This window comes from Kitasatospora sp. NPDC092948 (assembly GCF_044754805.1).
Classification (GTDB): domain Bacteria; phylum Actinomycetota; class Actinomycetes; order Streptomycetales; family Streptomycetaceae; genus Kitasatospora.
Genome location: NZ_JBIVPU010000001.1, coordinates 847,277 through 865,062 on the forward strand (window position 1 = coordinate 847,277; position 17,786 = coordinate 865,062).

A 17,786-nucleotide genomic window follows, 5' to 3' on the forward strand; every position below is an offset into this window, starting at 1 on the left:
ACCGCGCAGCACCGCGCCGCGCAGCACCGCACCGGTCCGTGCCGCCCCACCCTCGCCAGGAGGACCCGCCCATGGCACCCCGCACCAAGAAGCCGCCCGTACCCGTCGAGCCGGACCCCGACGAACCGCACGCGGCCGCCGCGCCGCAGCCCGTGCCGCACGTGCGGGTGGTCGTCGTCGGCTCCGGCTTCGGCGGCCTCGGCGCCGGCGTCCGGCTGCGCCGCGCCGGGATCACCGACTTCGTGATCCTGGAACGCGCGGACTCGGTCGGCGGCACCTGGCGCGACAACTCCTACCCGGGCTGCGCCTGCGACGTGCCCTCCCACCTGTACTCGTTCTCGTTCGCGCCCAACCCCGAGTGGCCCCGGGTGTTCTCCGGCCAGCCCGACATCCGCGCCTACCTGGAACGGGTCGCCGACACCTTCGGACTCCGCCCGCACCTGCGGTTCGGCACCGAGGTCACCGAGCTGCGCTGGGAGGAGGAGCACACCCGGTGGCGGGTCACCACCCGGGTCGGCAGCTGGACCGCCGACGCCGTGGTCTCCGCCACCGGTCCGCTCGCCGAGCCGCAGATCCCGGACCTGCCCGGGCTGGACGCCTTCCCCGGCAAGGTCTTCCACTCCTCCCGCTGGGACCACGACTACGACCTGGCCGGCAAGCGCGTCGCCGTGGTCGGCACCGGTGCGTCCGCGATCCAGATCGTCCCCGCCGTCCAGCCCGCCGTCCGCAGCCTGACGGTCTTTCAACGCACCCCGGCCTGGGTCCTGCCGCGCGCCGACCGCGAGGTCACCGGCGCCGAGAAGTGGCTGCACAGCAAACTCCCGCCGAGCGGCCTGCTGCGGCGCGCCGCGCTGTTCGCGATCCGCGAGCTCCAGGTGGATGCTTTCGTGCGCCGTCCGCAACTCCTCGCGCTGGTTCAACAGGTGGCGCTCCGTCACATGCACCGGGCGGTCACCGACCCGGCGCTGCGCGCCAAGCTCACCCCGGACTACCGGATCGGCTGCAAGCGCATCCTGCTCAGCAACACGTACTATCCGGCGCTCGCCGCCCCCAACACCGAGGTGGTGGCGGCCGGTCTGCGGGAGTTCCGCGGCAGCACCCTGGTCGCCGCCGACGGCAGCGAACACGAGGTGGACGCCGTGGTGTTCGGCACCGGATTCCACACCACGGACCTGCCGATCGCCGAGCGGGTGTACGGCGTCGGAGGCATGGCGCTGGCCGAAGCGTGGAAGGACGGTATGGAGGCGCTGCGCGGCTCGACCGTGCGGGGCTTCCCCAACCTGTTCTTCCTGATCGGCCCGAACACCGGGCTCGGCAACAGCTCGATGATCCTGATGATCGAGTCCCAACTCAACTACCTGATCGACGCGCTCACCACGCTGGACTCGATCGGCGCCACCGCGATGCAGCCCACCGAACGGGCCCAGCGGCAGTGGAACCTGGAGCTCCAGCACCGGATGAGCCGCACCGTGTGGACCACCGGCGGATGCCGCAGCTGGTACCTCGACGAGGACGGCAAGAACACCCTGCTGTGGCCGGCCTCCACCAGCGCCTTCCGCCGTGCCACCCGGCACGTAGACCTTGCCGAGTACGAACTCCTCAAGCGCAGAGCCCCGTTGGGCGACGCGCTCGACCCCGAGGCGGTGCCCGTATGAGCCCTCGTATCCCCGTCGACTGCGTGCTGCCCGACCCGGCGGCCGTCCACACCGTCCGCTCCGCCGACGGCGCCGAACTCAACGTCGAGGAGTACGGACCGGAGGGCGCGCCGCTGATCGTGCTCGCCCACGGCTGGACCTGCGCCACCACCTTCTGGGCGCCCGTGGTCAACCGGCTGGTCGCCGACTTCCGGGTGGTCGCCTACGACCAGCGCGGCCACGGCCGCAGCCCCGCGCCGGCCGACGCCTCCGGGTACGGCACCGACAAGCTCGCCGAGGACCTCGAAGCGGTGCTGGTCGCGACCGTCCCCGCCGGGCGGCGCGCCGTGGTGGCCGGCCACAGCATGGGCGGCATGACGATCATGGCGGCCGGCGGACGCCCCGAGGTGGCCGACCGCACCGCAGCCAACGTGCTGTTCAACACCGGCGCCGGCGACCTCGTCGACGAACTGCTGGTGCTGCCGCCCTTCGTGCGCGGCAAGGGGCTGCGGCGCTTCCTGAGCCGGCCGGTGCTGCAGTCCCGGCTGTCGCTCGGCCCTGTCAACGGCGTCAGCCGGGCGGCGCTCAAGTACGCCACCATGGGCCCCGCCACGCCCGCCGACCGGGTCGAGGCCTGCGCGCAGGTGGTGCACGCCTGCCCGGGCAAGGTGCGCTACGGGTGGGCGGTCGTGCTGGACGTCCTGGACGTGTACGCCGGGCTGGCCCGAATCACCGCGCCCACCGCCGTCGTCACCAGCAGCAACGACAAGTTGACGCCGCCGGTGCACTCGCGCCGCATCGTCGACGCCCTGGCCGACTCCCGCGGCCTGTTGGAGCTGGCCGGCGCCGGCCACATGAGCCCGATCGAGCGGCCCGCCGAGGTCGCCGGCGAGATCCGCCGGATCGCCGCGCTGGTCGCCGACGACCTGTCGGCCGGCGTTGCGATCAGTGCTGCCGAAAGCAGTGCAGTCAGTTCCAGGGTTCCGTCCCAGTCCGCCGTCGTCGAGGAGACCGCATGACCCCGCCACTGTCCTCGCAGGTCGTCGTCATCACCGGAGCCGCCCGCGGCCTCGGCGCGCTGATGGCCCGCAAGCTCGCCGACCGGGGGGCCAAGGTCGCGCTGGTCGGCCTGGAGCCCGCCGAGCTCAAGGCCGTCGCCGCGCAGTGCGGCGACCACGCCTCCGCCTGGGAGGCCGACGTCACCGACCTGGACGCGCTCACCGAGGTGGCCGACCGGATCAAGGACAGGTACGGGCGGATCGACACCGTCGTCGCCAACGCCGGCATCGCGCTCGGCGGGCCGATGCAGGACAGCGACTTCCGGGCCTGGAGCCGGGTGATCGAGGTCAACCTGCTCGGCTCCGTGGCCACCGCCCGGGCCTTCCTGCCCGCGCTGGCCGAGAGCCGGGGCTACCTGCTGCAGATAGCCTCGCTGGCCGCGCTCACCCCGGCCCCGCTGATGTCCGCCTACTGCGCGTCCAAGGCCGGCGTCGAGTCCTTCGCCCACGCGCTGCGCGCCGAGGTCGCCCACCAGGGCGTCAAGGTCGGCGTCGGCTACCTGAGTTGGACCGACACCGACATGGTGCGCGGCGCCGACCAGGACGCCGTGCTCCGGCAGATGCGGGCCAAGCTGCCGTGGCCCGCCAACAAGACCTACCCGATCGGCCCGGCCGTGGACCGCCTGGTGGCCGGCATCGGCCGCCGCTCGCCGCACGTCTACGCGCAGGCCTGGCTGCGCGGCATGCAGCCGGTCCGCTGGATGCTCCCCGGCCTGATCGCCACCGTCGGCGCCCGCGACGTCGCCAAGCTCGCACCCCAGCTGAAGGCCACCGCCGACACCCGGCTGCGCCCGGTCGGCGCCGGCGGGGAGGCCGACCGGAACGCGCTGGCCGCCAAGGCGGAGTGACGATCGGACCAGCATGAAATGACGAGCGGACAATCGGCCCGGGAAAGGGGCTGATTGTCCGCTCGTCATATTCGGACAGTCATATGGTCGCCGGGGCTCAGGTCCCGTGCACCGACACCTCGTACAGCGAGTACCCCCACTGGGTCGCCCGCGCGGTGCCGTGGAAGCGCACGTACCGGGCCGCCGTCGGCGCGAACGCGGCGGTGTCCAGCCCGCCGTCGCCCGTCGTGGTCGACCAGACGGTGCGCCAGGTGCTGCCGTCCGTGGACACCTCGATCCGGTAGCCGGTGGCGTAGGCGCGCTCCCAGTCCAGCGTCACCCGGTCCACGGTGTGCACCGCGCCCAGGTCCACCCGCAGCCACTGGTCGTCGCTCCAGTCGCTGGCCCAGCGGGTGGAGCGGTCGCCGTCCAGCGCCCGGCCGGGCTGGTACGAGGTGAGCAGGTTCCACTCCGACGAGCTCGCGGTGGCGGTCGCCGTTCCGGTCGCCAACTCCCGCCCGGGGGAGTGCCGTTCGGTGGCCCGCCAGGTGGTCAGGTAGGACTGCGCGCCCTTCATCAGGTCGTTCACCACGCCCTGGCCGCCGCTGAGCCGGATCTGCTCGATCCAGTCCGGCAGCAGCCCGGCGTGCGCCAGCCCGTCGGTGTTGACGTCCCACGTCCGCGAGCCCGTCACCTGACGGTCCAGCACCGATCCGCCGTCCGCACTGCGGAACGGGTACGTCACCGCGTTGGGTGCGCCCGCGCCGACCGGGCCCGGCCAGCCGCCGACCCCGTTCAGGTCGCTGCCGTACCCGTAGCCGACCCCGTACGCGTCGCGCAGCGCCTTGGTGCGGTTCGCCTCCGCCACGAAGGCGTTCGCGTCGTGCGGGTACTGGGCGGCGAACCCGCCCAGCCTGTACAGGCGTTCGGTCCAGCCGAGGTCCATCCAGCTGTGGCTGGAGATCACCCCCGGGTAGGCCTGCGACTCCAGGATCTCGAACGCGCTCTTCGCCGCCTTGACGCTCATGTGGTCGACCTCCAGCATCATGTGGCGCTTCATCATGCCGCGCAGCGCGTAGTCGCCGAGGTCGGTCAGCCCGCGGGTGTTGCACTGCGCGGACGCGGAGTACGAGGGCAGGCTCACCCCGGCCGGCAGCATCCCCTGGGCCTGCGCGGTGGACAGCCCGATCGGATTGTCGTGCTGCGGGCCGGTGCACTGCTCGGTGGCCCAGAAGGTGCCGGTGGACAGGAACTGCCCCGCGTTCACCGCCACCCCGGTGGCGCCCTCGTCGAAGCGCACCCCGCACAGCGCGTTGTCGAACTTGTGGCACAGGAACATGCTGCGCACCCCGAGCGCGTACAGCTCGTCCAGCCCGCGGTCGATCGCGGCCCGGTCGCACTGCGGCACGTCCAGGATCTGCTTGCAGCCGAACGGCTCCGAGGTCTCCACCCCGAGCACCACCGCCAACTTGCCCTGCTCGACCACCGAACGGGCCTGGTCGGAGTCGGTGACGATGCGGAACCAGCCCTTGCCGGGCCCGCCGTACATCGTGTCGATGTACGCCTGGAGCTCGTACGACTTGCGGGCCTCGGTGCGGATGGCGTCCATCTCGTCGCAGCCGCGGTCCTTGTACGGGTAGATCGAGCAGAGCAGCCCGTTGGTCACCAGGTCGTCGACCAGCACCCGCTCGCCGCCGCGCCAGGCCCGCTCCACCCAGGCGTAGTAGTCCTGCTGGTGGCTGAGCGAGTCGTGCGCGGGCCAGTCGGCGAAGGTCGGCCAGCCGACCGGGTCGTGGTGGCCGTTCGCGCCGCCGGTGACGTTCTCGAACAGCGCGAGCGAACCGTCCGGGTAGTGCTCCGGGCAGTCCTTCAGCGCGTCCGCGACACCCTGCGGCGAGAACGCGGCACCGCAGATCACCCGGCCGCCGAAGCCCTCCGCGGACATCAGGTGGTTGTGCGCGTCGACGAAGCCGCGGACGCCGCCGTCGGCGGCGGCGCCGCGGAACGGCTCGCCCGTGACATCGACCTGCGAGTCCGGCACCGGCCGGGCGGTGGGATTCCACCACCCGTCGGCGGCATGGGCCTTGAAGCCCGGCACGGCGCCGCCGGCGAGTGCGGCCGCGAGCAGGAGCAGCGGCAGCAGACGGACGAGGACGTTCCTGGCGCGACGGTTCCCGGTCATGGTCACCTCTCGGCTCGGGGCGGGGGAGGGGAGGCGGCGGTGTCCCGAGAGTCCCGAGTTGTTGACGCTCCGTCAATACATTTGACCGGATTACTGACCGGTCAGTACCGAGTGGAGAGAGAGGATTTGTCGACAGATTGCCCCCGCTTGGGGTGCCAGGGCGGGGCAGCCGACCGTCGTACGGGACCCCGTATTCTCCCGCTCGGTGGCAGCTTCCGAACGGGAGGATGTCCAACCAGCGCTGCCCCCTCACACCTTGGCGACCGGCCATCCGTAACGGGAGAAAGAGGGACCTTCATCGTGGTGGGTGGCCAGTGCCTGCACGGAGGTCGGGAACGCGGGCTCGGGGAAGCGATCCGCCGCGACCGAGGATGCCGGTCTCCTCCTTGAGTGCGCGGGCGGCGGCCTCGTCGAGGGCTTCGCCGGGCTCGGCCTTGCCGCTCGGGGAAGCGAGCGGGTTCGCCGATTTCTGGGCGGGGAGTCGCAGGAACTCACGCGTCAGTGGTCCGTCGACGGCTTTAAGTTTGTCGGGTTCGCGGTCGACCGGGACTGGAGGCGACGGGTACAAGAGGAGTCACCTGTCGCTGACACGAACACGATCGCTGCCGCTATCGCTCGAACAACGCTCTAACACGCCGGCCCGATCCCCTCCGGCAGGACGGCGACCACGAAAGCGACAGCCTCCTCCGGCGTCTCGAAGCGCGCGAGCAACTCGCTCCGGTTCCGTACCCCATAGAACCCCTCATCGTGCGGCCAGATCATGTACCCGACCCGTGTCGTAATCCACCGCGCCGTGGTACTGGTGGAGAACCAGAGGTTGAAGTGGCTGGTCACCGGCATCAGTTGGCGGAGTGCCGGCTGGGTGTACGCGGCCGCCAACAGTGCATGCACGCGCGGGAACCGGTTCATCGGCGGCATGTGGATGCCGTCGAGCTTGAGGCACCACGCCAACTCGACAACACCGAGCGGCTCCCGCTCGTGCGCGAGGGCCCAAGGGCGGAACTCGATGCACGGAGCCTGCTCCTTGGTCTCCTCGAGCCCCGCTCCGCCGGTCCAGGCAGCCGTGGCCCTGACCACCTCGGCCGGATCGGCGGTCCACCCGCAGGCCAGGCGCCGGCCGTTGCTCTGGAGATATATCCAGAAGGCACGCCGCTGCTCGTCGGCCGGATGCACCGACACCCGCCGGCCGAGCCCCGCGTCGACGTACACCGCTATGCCGCTCCACTGCCCGTCCGGCTCAGGCAAGACGACCCCGAGGCCCTCCGCCACACGCCCCAGCGTCTCCTGGAGCACCCCGCCGCCCCAGTTGCTCTCGCCGGACCCCACCCCGAAGCTCATCCCGCCAGTATGCCGCCGAGGGCGTTGACGGTCCCAGTCGATCAGGTGTCAGTTCTCGCGGCTCCGGGCAAGGCGGCCTCGGAGTTCGGCCAGGTGCCCTTCAGTGACCCAGCAGGCCCGGGGCTCCTAGCGCTGTTCGGCCCGGTGTCGGCCGGCGGCGATGCCTTTCTGTCATCGAGGGATGGGGCCGCCACGGTGAGGGTGAGCCGTGTGGATGTCCTTCATGGCCGAGGTGACGGAGATTCCGAATACGCGGACGAGGTGGACGGGGTCTTCGGTCTCGTGGGCCTCGTCCAGGATTCGGTCGACGCGAACAGCACGCAGAGTCACACCGGCAAGGTCGAAGCGTCGGTAGATGTAGTCACCGCTGACTGGGTTGGTGGTACTGGCGGTCTGCTGGGTGATGAGCAGGTGGGGGTTGGCGGTGCGTGGCCACCGTCGGTGTCGGTAGCGCAGCCAGGCGTGCAACAGTGTGGTCGTGCTGTCATCAAGGTGGACGATGTGGCGGCCGTGCGCGCGGCGGATCAGAAGCTGTCGGCGGGTGAGCAGAACGTCGGAGAGGGTGCGGTTGCGCAGGTCGATGCCGTTGGTCGCGTGGAGGGCGGCCAGGGACAGGACCAGCCGGTCGGCGGGGCGAGTGCTGCTCTTCCAGTAGCCCGGTGAGCAGGCCGGGGGCCGGAGTGGCGGGCAGCAGTTCACGGCGGGTGACGTGCAGGCCGCGGGTGGGGTCGGCGAAGACGAGCTGGCGTGTTTCAGAGCGCGGAAGAGTGACCGGAGGGCCACTGCGCGCTCGTGGGCACGTGGTCCTTTGACCGCGGTGACAGCGTCGGTGACATCGGTGGTGGTCACTTGACGCAAGGTGGTGTATCGGGTGGTCCATTCGGAGAGTGGGGCGGCCGGGTAGAGGAGGTAGCGGCGTTATGGCGCCGTAGTCGGTTGCGCGATGGTGGGAGCGGGTGAGTCCGCGCAAGACCCTTACCCAGGTGTCGAGTTCGTCGCTTGTACGGGGCGGGAAGGCGGCGATGGTGCGTTGGACGAAGGCCTCGTTGCGGTTGCGGCGTGGAGGCGAGGGCAGGAGCTGTTCGCGTGATCGAGGAAGGCGATCAGCCCTCGCTCGAGCAGGAAGGCGCTCAGGTTCGGCTCCCACTCGCCGAAGGGGTAATGGAAGCGCTGGATGACGTCGCTGGTGGTGACGGTGACCAGGTCACCCGAGCGCAACCGGGCAGCGGTGTGGAGGGGACGGGTTCGCAGGTGGTCGTCGAGGAAACGGTCGACGAGCTGCGTCCTGCCGACAGTTCTGGGCGCATGGCGGATGTAGGCCCGCAGGAGACGGGCGAGGGCGGAGGCGGGCACGCGTGTACTCCTTCAGGTGGCGGGGGGTGCGGAACGCGGTTCCCGGAGCCGGCCGCGGTGGCAGACTTGCCGGTGAACGCTGGTGGCGGTGAGGAGAGTTGTCGGTGGCCGAGAGTGGTCCGGTGGTGTTCCTGTTGGTGGGGCTCACCGGTTCGGGAAAGACGACCTACGCCCAGCGGAAGCTGGAGCCGCAGGGTGCGGTGCGGTTGTCGGTGGACGAGGTCGTCCACGAGCGGCACGGCCGGTATGGCGTCGACTACCCGGAGAACACCTACTTCGAGAAGGAGGCCCCGGCCGTCGCCGAGTTGCACTCCCGGCTGGCCGAGCTGGTCTCCGAGGGCCGGGACGTGGTGTGGGACCACGGGCTGTGGCAGCGGAAGGACCGCGACGCGATGAAGGAGCTGGTGGAGTCGGCCGGCGGTCGGTGGCGGCTGCTGTACTTCCCCGTCGATCGGGACGAGCTGCTGCGCAGGTTGGCCGGGCGTAACCAGCGGGGGGACGCGAACGCGCTGATCGTGACCCCGGAGGCTCTGGGTGACTTTTTCGCGCGGTTCGAGGCGCCTCAGGGCGAGGGCGAGGAGATCGTGGAGCCGGGCTGGCTCTGACGGGGCGGGCGCCGAGCGGCGTGGATCTGGGCGGCTTCGGCGGCCCAGTTGTCGGGCAGGCGATCGAGGGTGACGGGGCGGAAGGCCATGCGGGGGTCGGAGACGTCGATGCGGCCGTGGTGACGGTCGATGTGCTGCAGCAGGCGAGTGGCCTCGGTCCGGACGGCCGGGGTGTGCTCGGTCCAGGCGCCGGATGTGAAGCGGTCGACACGGCGGCGCAGGTCGTCCAGGACGCCGGTGCGTCACTTGAAGTGGTGGACGCACGCGAGGGCGTGCACGTCGGGCCTGCGGCCGGGGGCACGGTGGCTACCGGAGGCGATCGTGATGTCCGAGAGCGCGAGGACGATCTTGCGAGGGTCGCCCTGCAGCCGAACCGCGTGCTGGGGAGCGGGCTCGCCTCATGGCGGAGGCGGCAGGAGCCGGCTGGCCAGAGTCGTCGTGGGTGAAAGTTGCCGGGTCTGGTGGGCGGAGCCAACTGGTCTCAGTTTTGGCCTCATTCACCCCGTCCAACCGGGTTCAGCCGCGCCCATTGGCTCGCTCCGACGCGGGTCTGGACGGGCGTGAACCCAGGCGGACAGGGTTCGGGAGAATCGGCAAGCGCGCGGGCCCGGCCCCGTGGGGAGGGGGCCGGGCCCGGGCGGGCGGGGCGCGGCCGGCCGTCAGGACCACCGGGGTCGGGGACGGGCCGGGCGCGCGACTTCTATCCGGAACGGGTGAAGCTGAACAAGCATCAGTTCTCCAGGGCGAGGCGGGCGCCGCGTGGGACGGCGGCGATGCCCGAAACGGTAGGTTGATATGACTGGTGCCATGGCGGGGCGCGCCGTCGACACCCCGGACGTCGCTCGAAGGGCCGAGAGGGGTTGTGCCGTCCGATCCGCACCGGATCGGACTACCGGCCGGTACGGTCGGGTTCATGACCACAGCTCTCATCACCGGCGCGACCGCCGGCATCGGTGCCGCCTTCGCCCGCCGCCTCGCCCGCGACGGCCGCGACCTGGTGCTGGTCGCCCGCGACGCCGAGCGCCTGCGGAAGTCCGCCGCCGAACTCGCCGACAGCTACGGCGTCCAGGTCGAGACCATCGGCTCCGACCTCTCCACCGACACCGGCATCGGCGCCGTCGAGGACCGGCTGCGCGACGGCGACCGCCCCGTCGACCTGTTGATCAACAACGCCGGCTTCGGCAACCGCGGCGCGTACCTGGACGTTCCCGTGCAGGACGAACTCGACATGCTGAAGGTCCACATCGAGGCCGTGCTGCGCACCACCACGGCCGCCGTCCCCGGCATGCGCGAACGCGGGTTCGGCGGCATCGTCAACGTCGCCTCGGTCGCGGCGTTCGTTCCCCGCGGCACCTACGGCGCGACCAAGGCGTGGGTGGTCAACTTCACCCTCGGCATCGCCCGTGACCTGGCCGGCAGCGGCGTGCGACTCCAGGCGCTCTGCCCCGGCTTCACCCGCACCGAATTCCACGAGCGGGCCGGCATGGGCACCTCCGCCATCCCGTCCTGGGGCTGGCTCACCGCGGACCGGGTGGTCGACGACTCCCTGCGCGACCTCGCCCGCAACCGGCCGCTGTGCGTGCCCGGCAAGCGCTACAAGGCGGCGGTGACGGCGGCCAGGCTGCTGCCGATCGGCGGGCTCGGGAAGCTCTCGACCACGGCGGGACGGGACTACCGGAAGCCGTAGCGGAGAGCGGGCGGGCGCGGGACGGCTCTCCCCGGCTTCCGCGCCCGTCCGCCCCGGTCCTCGCGGAAATATCCATCCTGCCGAAAAGGTTAGGTTTGCTAATGGTGAGTGAAGCTCGTTAAGCTCGCTGTGCCGTGTTCGCCGACCAGCAGGAGGTCTCCGTGCGACTGGACCGGATCGACTGGACGCCGCCCGAAGGGGCGGAGAAGCAGCCTGCGCAGGTGCGGCGGATATTGGGGCTGTTCCGGCCGTACGCCGGGCGGCTGGCCGTGGTCGGGCTGCTGGTGGCGGCGTCCGCGGTGGTGTCCGTGGTGACGCCGTTCCTGCTGCGGGCGGTGCTGGACACGGCGATTCCGGAGCGGCGGACCGGGCTGCTCACGCTGCTCGCGCTCGGGATGATCGCGGCGGCCGTGGTCACCAGCGTGCTCAACGTGCTGCAGACGCTGATCTCCACCACCGTCGGGCAGCGCGTCATGCACGACCTGCGGACATCGGTCTACCGGCACCTGCAACGGATGTCGCTGGCGTTCTTCACCAGGACCCGCACCGGCGAGGTGCAGTCCCGGATCGCCAACGACATCGGCGGGATGCAGGCCACCGTCACCGGAACCGCCACCTCGCTGGTCTCGAACCTGACGGCCGTGGTCGCCAGCGTGGTCGCGATGGTCGCGCTGGACTGGCGGCTGACGATCGTCTCGCTGCTGCTGCTCCCGGTGTTCGTGTGGATCAGCCGCCGGGTCGGCCGGGAGCGGAAGAAGATCACCGGGGAGCGGCAGCGCCAGCTGGCCAAGCTGTCCTCCGCCGTGCAGGAGTCGCTGTCCGTCAGCGGCATCCTGCTCGGCCGGACGATGGGCCGCTCCGCCTCGCTCACCAAGGACTTCGCCACGCAGTCGGACGAGCTGGCGGACCTCGAGGTGCGCTCCAGCATGGCCGGCCGGTGGCGGATGTCCACCATCGGGATCGTGATGGCCGCGATGCCCGCGATGATCTACTGGGCGGCGGGCCTGGCCACCGCGGCCGGCGCGCCGATCGTCTCGCTGGGCACCCTGGTCGCGTTCGTCTCCTTGCAGCAGGGGCTGTTCCGCCCCACCGTCAGCCTGCTGTCCACCGGCGTGGACGTGCAGACGTCGCTCGCCCTGTTCCAGCGGATCTTCGAGTACCTCGACCTGCCGGTGGAGATCGACGAGCCCGAGCACCCCGTCCACCTGGAGCGGATCCGCGGCGACGTGCGGTTCGAGGACGTCGAGTTCCACTACCGGGCCGACCAGGACCGCCCGACGCTGTCCGCCGTCGACCTGACCGTCCCGGCCGGCGGCTCGCTGGCCGTGGTCGGCGAGACCGGCTCCGGAAAGTCCACGCTGTCCTACCTGGTGCCGCGGCTGTACGACGTCACCGGCGGTCGGGTGACGATCGACGGGGTGGACGTGCGCGAGCTGTCCTTCGAGACGCTGGCCCGGGCCGTCGGCGTGGTCTCCCAGGAGACCTACCTGTTCCACGCGTCGGTCGCCGACAACCTGCGCTTCGCCAAGCCCGACGCCACCGACGAGGAACTGGTCGCCGCCGCGAAGGCCGCGCAGATCCACGACATGATCGCCGAACTGCCGGACGGCTACGACACCATGGTGGGCGAGCGCGGCTACCGCTTCTCCGGCGGCGAGAAGCAGCGCCTGGCGATCGCGCGCACCGTGCTGCGCAACCCGCCGGTGCTGATCCTGGACGAGGCCACCAGCGCCCTGGACAACCAGACCGAACTCGCCGTCCAGCAGGCCCTGGACTCCCTCGCCGAGGGCCGTACCACGATCACCATCGCGCACCGGCTGTCCACCGTCCGGGAGGCCGACCAGATCGCCGTCCTCGACCACGGCGCGATCGCCGAACTCGGCACCCACGACCAGCTGCTGGCCCGCGACGGCCGCTACGCCGCGCTGCTCAACCGGGAGGCGCTGCCGGCGGCCGTGGGCTGACGGGGCGTCAGGCGGCCTTGGGGGACTCGTTGTACTGCTCGGCGAGCTCCTGGCCGGACAGCGCGTGGATGGCGGCCATCACCTCGTCGGTGACCTGCCGGCGGGCCTTCGCGGAGCGGGCCTGGCCGTGCAGGTCGTCGAAGCGCAGCGGCTCGCCGAACCGGACGGTGATCCGGCGGATGCGCGGAAGGCGCTTTCCGACCGGAAGGATGTGCTGCGGGCCCTCCAGGGCGACCGGGACGACCGGGACGCCGGCGGTCAGCGCCAGCCAGGCCACGCCGGTCTTGCCGCGGTACAGGCGGCCGTCCAGCGAACGGGTGCCCTCCGGGTAGATGCCGAACGCCCGGCCCGAGTCGAGGATCTCCAGCCCCTCCTCCAGCGAGGCGGTGGCCGCCCGGACGCTGCCGCGCTCCACCGGGACGGCGTTGATCACGTGGGTGAAGAAGTACCGGGAGACCGCGCCCTTGAAGCCGGTGCCGGTGAAGTACTCGGCCTTCGCCAGGAAGAACACCTGACGCGGCGCGGCCAGCGGGATCACCACGCTGTCCACGAACGACAGGTGATTGCTCGCCAGGATCACCCCGCCCTTGCGCGGCACGTTCTCCAGGCCCTCGATGGTCGGCCGGTAGACCGCCCGCGCGAGCGGCTTGAGCACGAGCTTGGTGACGAGGTCGATCAACTGGCCCTCCCTGGCCGAAGGTCGGACCGCCCGGGGCCCAAGGGCAGTACCCGCCGAGGGGGCGGGGCACGCGGCTCGGGCGGAGGTCGGACCACTGGGTTCGAATCGCAGACTACGACATCGCCCCGGCCGCCCGTCCACCACCCGTCGTCATCGCGCCACTGCGATCCTCGTCACGCCCACCTGGTGGGAAAGCGCATTCCCACCAGGTGAGACGGAGTGCGACAGACCGCGGGGTCCGCGCTACTTGCGGACCGGAAAGATCCGGCTGACCACCCGCTCGGCGGCCCGGCCGTCGTCCCACGGGCAGAACCGCTCCCGGAAGCGCTGCCGGGCGACCGGCTCCGGGTCGCCCGCGAGCAGCGCCTCGGTCAGCGCGTCCTGCTCGGTGGCGACCGCGCCCGGCGGCTCCTTCAGCAGGTCGAAGTAGACGCCCCGAACCTCCTGGTACTCCTCCCAGTCGGGGGCGTACACGGCGATCGGCCGGTCCAGCACCGCGTAGTCGAACATCATCGACGAGTAGTCGGTGACCAGGGTGTCCGCCGCCAGGAACAGGTCCTCCACCGTCGGGTGGTCGGAGACGTCCAGCAGCCGCGCCGAGCCCGGCATCGCCGCCAGGTCGCCCGCGCCGCCGTCGTGGAAGTAGTGGGTGCGCACCATCACCGTCCAGCCGGAGCCCAGCCGCTCGGCCAGCGCCGGCAGGTCCAGCAGCGGCAGGTAGCCGCCCCGGGACTCGCGGTGGGTCGGCGCGTACAGCACGGTGCGCTGTCCCGGGGCGATGCCCAGCTCGCGGCGGATCTTCGCGCACTCCTCCGTGGTGGCCCGCACCAGGCGGTCGTTGCGCGGGTAGCCGGTGTCGAGGATCTGGTAGGTGCCGGGGAACGCCCGGGCGAAGTGCTCGCTGGTGTGCGGGTTCGGCGACACCAGGTAGTCCCAGCGCGCCACCGCCTCGCGCAGCCGGTCGAAGTCCATCCCGTCCGCCGCGACCGGGTGGTCCCGCAGGTCCATCCCCATCGCCTTCAGCGGCGTGCCGTGCTGGGTCTGCACGTGCACCGTGCCGGTCCGCTTCGCCATCGTGTGCGGGAAGTTGACGTTGTTGACGAAGAACTTGGCGGTGGCCATCGCCTTCAGGTACGCCGGGGTGTTGACGATCACGTACGGCACGTCCGCGGGCAGCGTCGCGGCCCGCGCCGCGTTCTCCACCACCCACACGCCACGCACCTGCGGGGCCAGCTCCTTGGCCTTCTCGTAGATCGCCGCCGGGTTGCAGGCGTACCCGCGGTGCCAGTACGCGGCGTACACCGCCAGGTGCTCGTCTATCGGAAGCCGCCGGAACGCGTTGTACGCGGTGAACCGGGCGCTGCTGCGCACCGCCTTCTTCACCCCGGGCGCGACCGCCCTGGTGCCGCGCTTGACGGCCCCCGGCAGCCTGCCGCCGCGGCGCAGCTCGGCGTAGGCGCGCCGGGAGCCGCGGGCGGCCAGCCGGTACTGGATGCCGCGCACGCCGGACGGGAAGCGGTAGCCGGTCGGGCGGTGCTCGGCGAAGTGGCCGGTGATCCGGGCGAAGAACTCGGCTCGCAGCTCGACCGGGACCAGCCCCGGGCTGTCGTAGATGGTCAGGGCCTGCTTGACGGTGCGGTCGAAGACCAGGGTGCGCAGCCGGTTCGCCCGCTCGTTGCGGTCCAGGAAGGCGAAGATCGCGTCGTACTGGGCGAAGGCGTCGGCGTGCTTGGCGGAGGCGGTGGCGGTGATCGCGCCGGGCCGGTTGCGGCGGTAGCGGTAGCAGGGGCGGTCGAGGTAGACCAGCCGGTCGGCGGCCAGCAGCAGCGGGTAGGTGACGGAGATGTCCTCGTAGTACCCGGGGCCGAAGTGCACGTCCAGGTCGAGCAGGTACTGCCGGCGCATCACCTTGTTCCACACCGCGAGCACCGAGTTGAACAGCGCCGGGTGGTCGGCGGCGGTGCACCCGGAGACCAGCGGGGAGCCGGCCAGCACGTGCCGCCAGGGGTTCGGCTCCTCGCCGCCGTCGTGGTAGACGTGCGTGAAGTCGGTGAGCAGGACGTCGGCGGGCAGGTCGCGGGTGGTCTCGGCGCGCAGTTCGGCGAGGATCGCGTCGATGGTGCCCTCGGGCAGCCAGTCGTCGCTGTCGACGAACCAGACGTAGGTGCCGGTGGCCTCGGCGAGGCCGGCGGTGCGGGCGCCGCCCAGGCCCCGGTTCTCGGCGAGGTGCAGGACCCGCATCCGGGGGTCGGTGGCGGCGTGCGCGTCCAGCATGGCGCCGCTGCGGTCGGGGGAGCGGTCGTCCACCGCGATCAGTTCGACCTCGCCGGGGGCGGCGCCGTCGGCCCGGAGCGAGTCCAGGCACTGCGACAGGAAGCGTTCCACGCCGTGAACGGGCAGGACGATGCTGAGCAGGGGTGGCACGTGCGTTCACTCCGCGAAGGGAAGGGGGCTCCGGCAGATCGCCCGGTCCCCGCCCACTCTACCGAGCGCCTACGGGCATGCCCCGGGCGCGGCCGGACCGCGGCGCCCCGGGCGCAGGTGGTCGGGGTGTCCGGGGCGCCGCGGGCGGCGTGCTGCGCTCATCGACGAGAACGCGACCGCCGGTGCCGCGCCGTACCAGCGGCGGCACCGGCAGTCCGGTTGGCGGTCCGACCGACCCTCAACGGTCGACCGCCGGTCCGTGCACCACGTCGGAGTCGGGCCGCCGCAGCGTCGAGACGGCCCGAAGTGACTCTCGGTGGTGCCGGAAGCCTGTCGTGTGATGAGCAGGTGATTTGTTCATGTTCGAACTCATCCGACCGGGGGAGGACGGGTGCGACCCGTGATCCCGTGTCGGTACAGATACTGCTTGGAGGTTCCGGCGGCGTCAATCCCTCATATGTGTTCAATTTCTGAACTCTTGATGCCGGGGGCGACGCCCCAGGTCGGGCGGCGGTCGACCGGGGCCGCGGCGGCCGGTGCGGGGTCGAACTCGTGCCGGGGCGACGGACGTTCGTGCGCCCGGCGCACCCCGCGGCCGCAGTGCGCCCGCGAACGCCCCGGGCCGCTGCGGCGTCTGACGCCGGGTCATGCTTGGATGGTGCACCATCAACCGATGCGCAGTCGTGACCAGGACCACCGTACTTGGGTGAAGCCGCAGTTCCGTTCGCACGATACGGTGGCAGAACACCAGGACGGTTGTGTGAAGGCCGTCATAGCCGGATAGTCTTCGCCTCACGGCCCTGGCGCCTCGTAGGGGTGGGAAACAGATGGAACAGATTCAAGTGCGGACGCGGCCCCGGGTGCCCGCGATCCAGTGCGGTGTCGGCACGACCGGCCGCCGGATCGACCGGCACCTCGCGGTGCTCGGCGCACCCGCGCTCTCGACGGTGGACACGGCGGAAGCGCTCGGCCTGATAAGAGAACTGACGCCGCGTGGACCCAGCGTCCCCGTCGCCGTGCCCCGGCGCTCCGTGCGGGTCTCGCTGATGGCCCCGCTGCGCCGGCTCAAGCGGAGCATGTTCGGCAGCCGCGGCTGAGCGCACCGACGTGAGGACGGGCGGTCCCTCGCCTGTCACCACGAACCCGACGGACCGTGAGTCCGTCGGGCTTTCGGCGTGCTCGCCGCCGTTCGGTGCGGGCCTGGCGCGCGGTTGCGATGCGCTGGCGCGCCCTGGCGGGCCGCCTTGCGGTCGGGTGGCGTTCGACGGACGGCCCTTCGGGACGGGCCGCAAGATCGGCCAGGATGGCCCCATGTCCGACACCTTCCACACCACCACGCTCGACATCACCACCGGCCGCAGAGAAGTCGCCCTCGACATCACCGACCGGTGCCACGACTTCCTCCGGGACGTCACCGGGGGACGCGACGGCCTGCTGAACGTCTTCGTCCCGCACGCCACCGCCGGCATCGCCGTCATCGAGACCGGCTCCGGCAGCGACGACGACCTTTTGAGCACGCTGCGCGACCTGCTGCCCGCCGACGACCGCTGGCGCCACCGCCACGGCAGCCCAGGCCACGGCCGCGACCACGTGCTGCCCGGGCTGGTCGCCCCGCACGCCACCCTGCCGGTGGTGGGTGGCCGGCTCGCCCTCGGCATCTGGCAGTCCGTAGTGCTGATCGACACCAACGGCGACAACCCCGACCGCACCCTTCGACTGTCCTTCCTCGGCTGACCTGGCCCTTTACTGCGGGAGCACCGGGCCCCCGACTGTGGGGGCGGGGCCCGGACGGCAGGGACGTACCCTGGACGCATGGCGGAGCAGCAGCACGAGAGCGCGGGCGGCGAGCAGATCTGCGAGGTGTCGGCCGACCCGGAGCAGGCCCGACGCGGGCTACTGCCCGGCGGGCCGGGCGCACGCGCCGCGTGCGTGCTGTGCGGCGGGGAGACCGAGTACCCGGCCGAGGCGCCCGGATCCACGCTCTGCCCGGTCTGCACCTGGCAGCAGGCCCAGCGTGCCGCATGCTCCGGATGAC

Annotated in this window: 16 protein-coding genes; 9 read left to right on the plus strand and 7 right to left on the minus strand. The window is 71.6% G+C overall.

Annotated elements, in window-relative coordinates; translation table 11 throughout:
* The first annotated feature begins 71 nt into the window (after window positions 1-71).
* The 3 genes from ACIQF6_RS03360 to ACIQF6_RS03370 are packed head-to-tail and all read left to right on the plus strand — an operon-like array spanning window position 72 to window position 3,540.
* The gene (locus tag ACIQF6_RS03360) at window positions 72-1,655 is read left to right on the plus strand and encodes a flavin-containing monooxygenase (protein ID WP_400889564.1); all 1,584 of its coding nucleotides are present in this window, start codon (window positions 72-74) and stop codon (window positions 1,653-1,655) included.
* Complete coding sequence (locus tag ACIQF6_RS03365; protein ID WP_400889566.1) at window positions 1,652-2,653, plus strand: alpha/beta fold hydrolase; 1,002 nt, start codon at window positions 1,652-1,654, stop codon at window positions 2,651-2,653. Before ACIQF6_RS03360 ends, ACIQF6_RS03365 begins: the two co-directional genes overlap by 4 nt.
* Complete coding sequence (locus ACIQF6_RS03370; protein ID WP_400889568.1) at window positions 2,650-3,540, plus strand: SDR family oxidoreductase; 891 nt, start codon at window positions 2,650-2,652, stop codon at window positions 3,538-3,540. The genes ACIQF6_RS03365 and ACIQF6_RS03370 overlap by 4 nt, the downstream gene beginning before the upstream one ends.
* A 97-nt stretch (window positions 3,541-3,637) precedes the next feature.
* Here the strand turns inward: ACIQF6_RS03370 and ACIQF6_RS03375 are convergent, their stop codons facing one another.
* The 5 genes from ACIQF6_RS03375 to ACIQF6_RS03395 all read right to left on the minus strand — a co-directional run bounded on the left by ACIQF6_RS03375 (window position 3,638) and on the right by ACIQF6_RS03395 (window position 8,392).
* Window positions 3,638-5,701, minus strand: coding sequence for a discoidin domain-containing protein (locus ACIQF6_RS03375; RefSeq protein WP_400889570.1), 2,064 nt, complete (start codon window positions 5,699-5,701; stop codon window positions 3,638-3,640).
* Window positions 5,702-5,996: 295 nt separating this feature from the next.
* A complete protein-coding gene (locus ACIQF6_RS03380) occupies window positions 5,997-6,269 on the minus strand; it encodes an NUDIX hydrolase (RefSeq protein ID WP_400889572.1) in 273 nt (90 codons plus the stop codon).
* Between the two features lie 59 nt (window positions 6,270-6,328).
* Window positions 6,329-7,039, minus strand: a complete 711-nt coding sequence (locus tag ACIQF6_RS03385; RefSeq protein WP_400889574.1) for a DUF6193 family natural product biosynthesis protein — start codon at window positions 7,037-7,039, stop codon at window positions 6,329-6,331.
* 171 nt (window positions 7,040-7,210) lie between these two features.
* The gene (locus tag ACIQF6_RS03390) at window positions 7,211-7,888 is read right to left on the minus strand and encodes a hypothetical protein (RefSeq protein ID WP_400889576.1); all 678 of its coding nucleotides are present in this window, start codon (window positions 7,886-7,888) and stop codon (window positions 7,211-7,213) included.
* 126 nt (window positions 7,889-8,014) lie between these two features.
* A complete protein-coding gene (locus ACIQF6_RS03395; RefSeq protein WP_400889578.1) occupies window positions 8,015-8,392 on the minus strand; it encodes a hypothetical protein in 378 nt (125 codons plus the stop codon).
* Window positions 8,393-8,496: 104 nt separating this feature from the next.
* Here ACIQF6_RS03395 and ACIQF6_RS03400 point away from each other — a divergent pair, with 104 nt between their 5' ends.
* The 3 genes from ACIQF6_RS03400 to ACIQF6_RS03410 all read left to right on the plus strand — a co-directional run bounded on the left by ACIQF6_RS03400 (window position 8,497) and on the right by ACIQF6_RS03410 (window position 12,648).
* The gene (locus ACIQF6_RS03400; protein WP_400889580.1) at window positions 8,497-8,997 is read left to right on the plus strand and encodes an AAA family ATPase; all 501 of its coding nucleotides are present in this window, start codon (window positions 8,497-8,499) and stop codon (window positions 8,995-8,997) included.
* Between the two features lie 913 nt (window positions 8,998-9,910).
* Window positions 9,911-10,684 (plus strand): SDR family NAD(P)-dependent oxidoreductase, encoded by a 774-nt coding sequence (locus ACIQF6_RS03405; RefSeq protein ID WP_400889582.1) that lies wholly within the window; start codon window positions 9,911-9,913, stop codon window positions 10,682-10,684.
* Window positions 10,685-10,845: 161 nt separating this feature from the next.
* Window positions 10,846-12,648, plus strand: a complete 1,803-nt coding sequence (locus tag ACIQF6_RS03410) for an ABC transporter ATP-binding protein (RefSeq protein WP_400890099.1) — start codon at window positions 10,846-10,848, stop codon at window positions 12,646-12,648.
* A gap of 7 nt (window positions 12,649-12,655) precedes the next feature.
* Here the strand turns inward: ACIQF6_RS03410 and ACIQF6_RS03415 are convergent, their stop codons facing one another.
* Both ACIQF6_RS03415 and ACIQF6_RS03420 read right to left on the minus strand, forming a co-directional pair.
* A complete protein-coding gene (locus tag ACIQF6_RS03415; RefSeq protein ID WP_400889584.1) occupies window positions 12,656-13,327 on the minus strand; it encodes a lysophospholipid acyltransferase family protein in 672 nt (223 codons plus the stop codon).
* Window positions 13,328-13,570: 243 nt separating this feature from the next.
* On the minus strand, window positions 13,571-15,751 hold the full coding sequence (locus ACIQF6_RS03420) for a CDP-glycerol glycerophosphotransferase family protein (protein WP_400889586.1): 2,181 nt from the start codon (window positions 15,749-15,751) through the stop codon (window positions 13,571-13,573).
* A gap of 827 nt (window positions 15,752-16,578) precedes the next feature.
* Here ACIQF6_RS03420 and ACIQF6_RS03425 point away from each other — a divergent pair.
* From ACIQF6_RS03425 to ACIQF6_RS03435, 3 genes are all read left to right on the plus strand, one after another.
* The gene (locus ACIQF6_RS03425) at window positions 16,579-16,848 is read left to right on the plus strand and encodes a hypothetical protein (RefSeq protein WP_400889588.1); all 270 of its coding nucleotides are present in this window, start codon (window positions 16,579-16,581) and stop codon (window positions 16,846-16,848) included.
* A 214-nt stretch (window positions 16,849-17,062) separates the two neighbouring features.
* Complete coding sequence (locus ACIQF6_RS03430; protein ID WP_400889590.1) at window positions 17,063-17,485, plus strand: YjbQ family protein; 423 nt, start codon at window positions 17,063-17,065, stop codon at window positions 17,483-17,485.
* A gap of 78 nt (window positions 17,486-17,563) precedes the next feature.
* Window positions 17,564-17,785: a hypothetical protein gene (locus tag ACIQF6_RS03435; protein WP_400889592.1), complete on the plus strand. Its 222-nt coding sequence runs from the start codon at window positions 17,564-17,566 to the stop codon at window positions 17,783-17,785.
* Window position 17,786 lies beyond the last annotated feature (1 nt).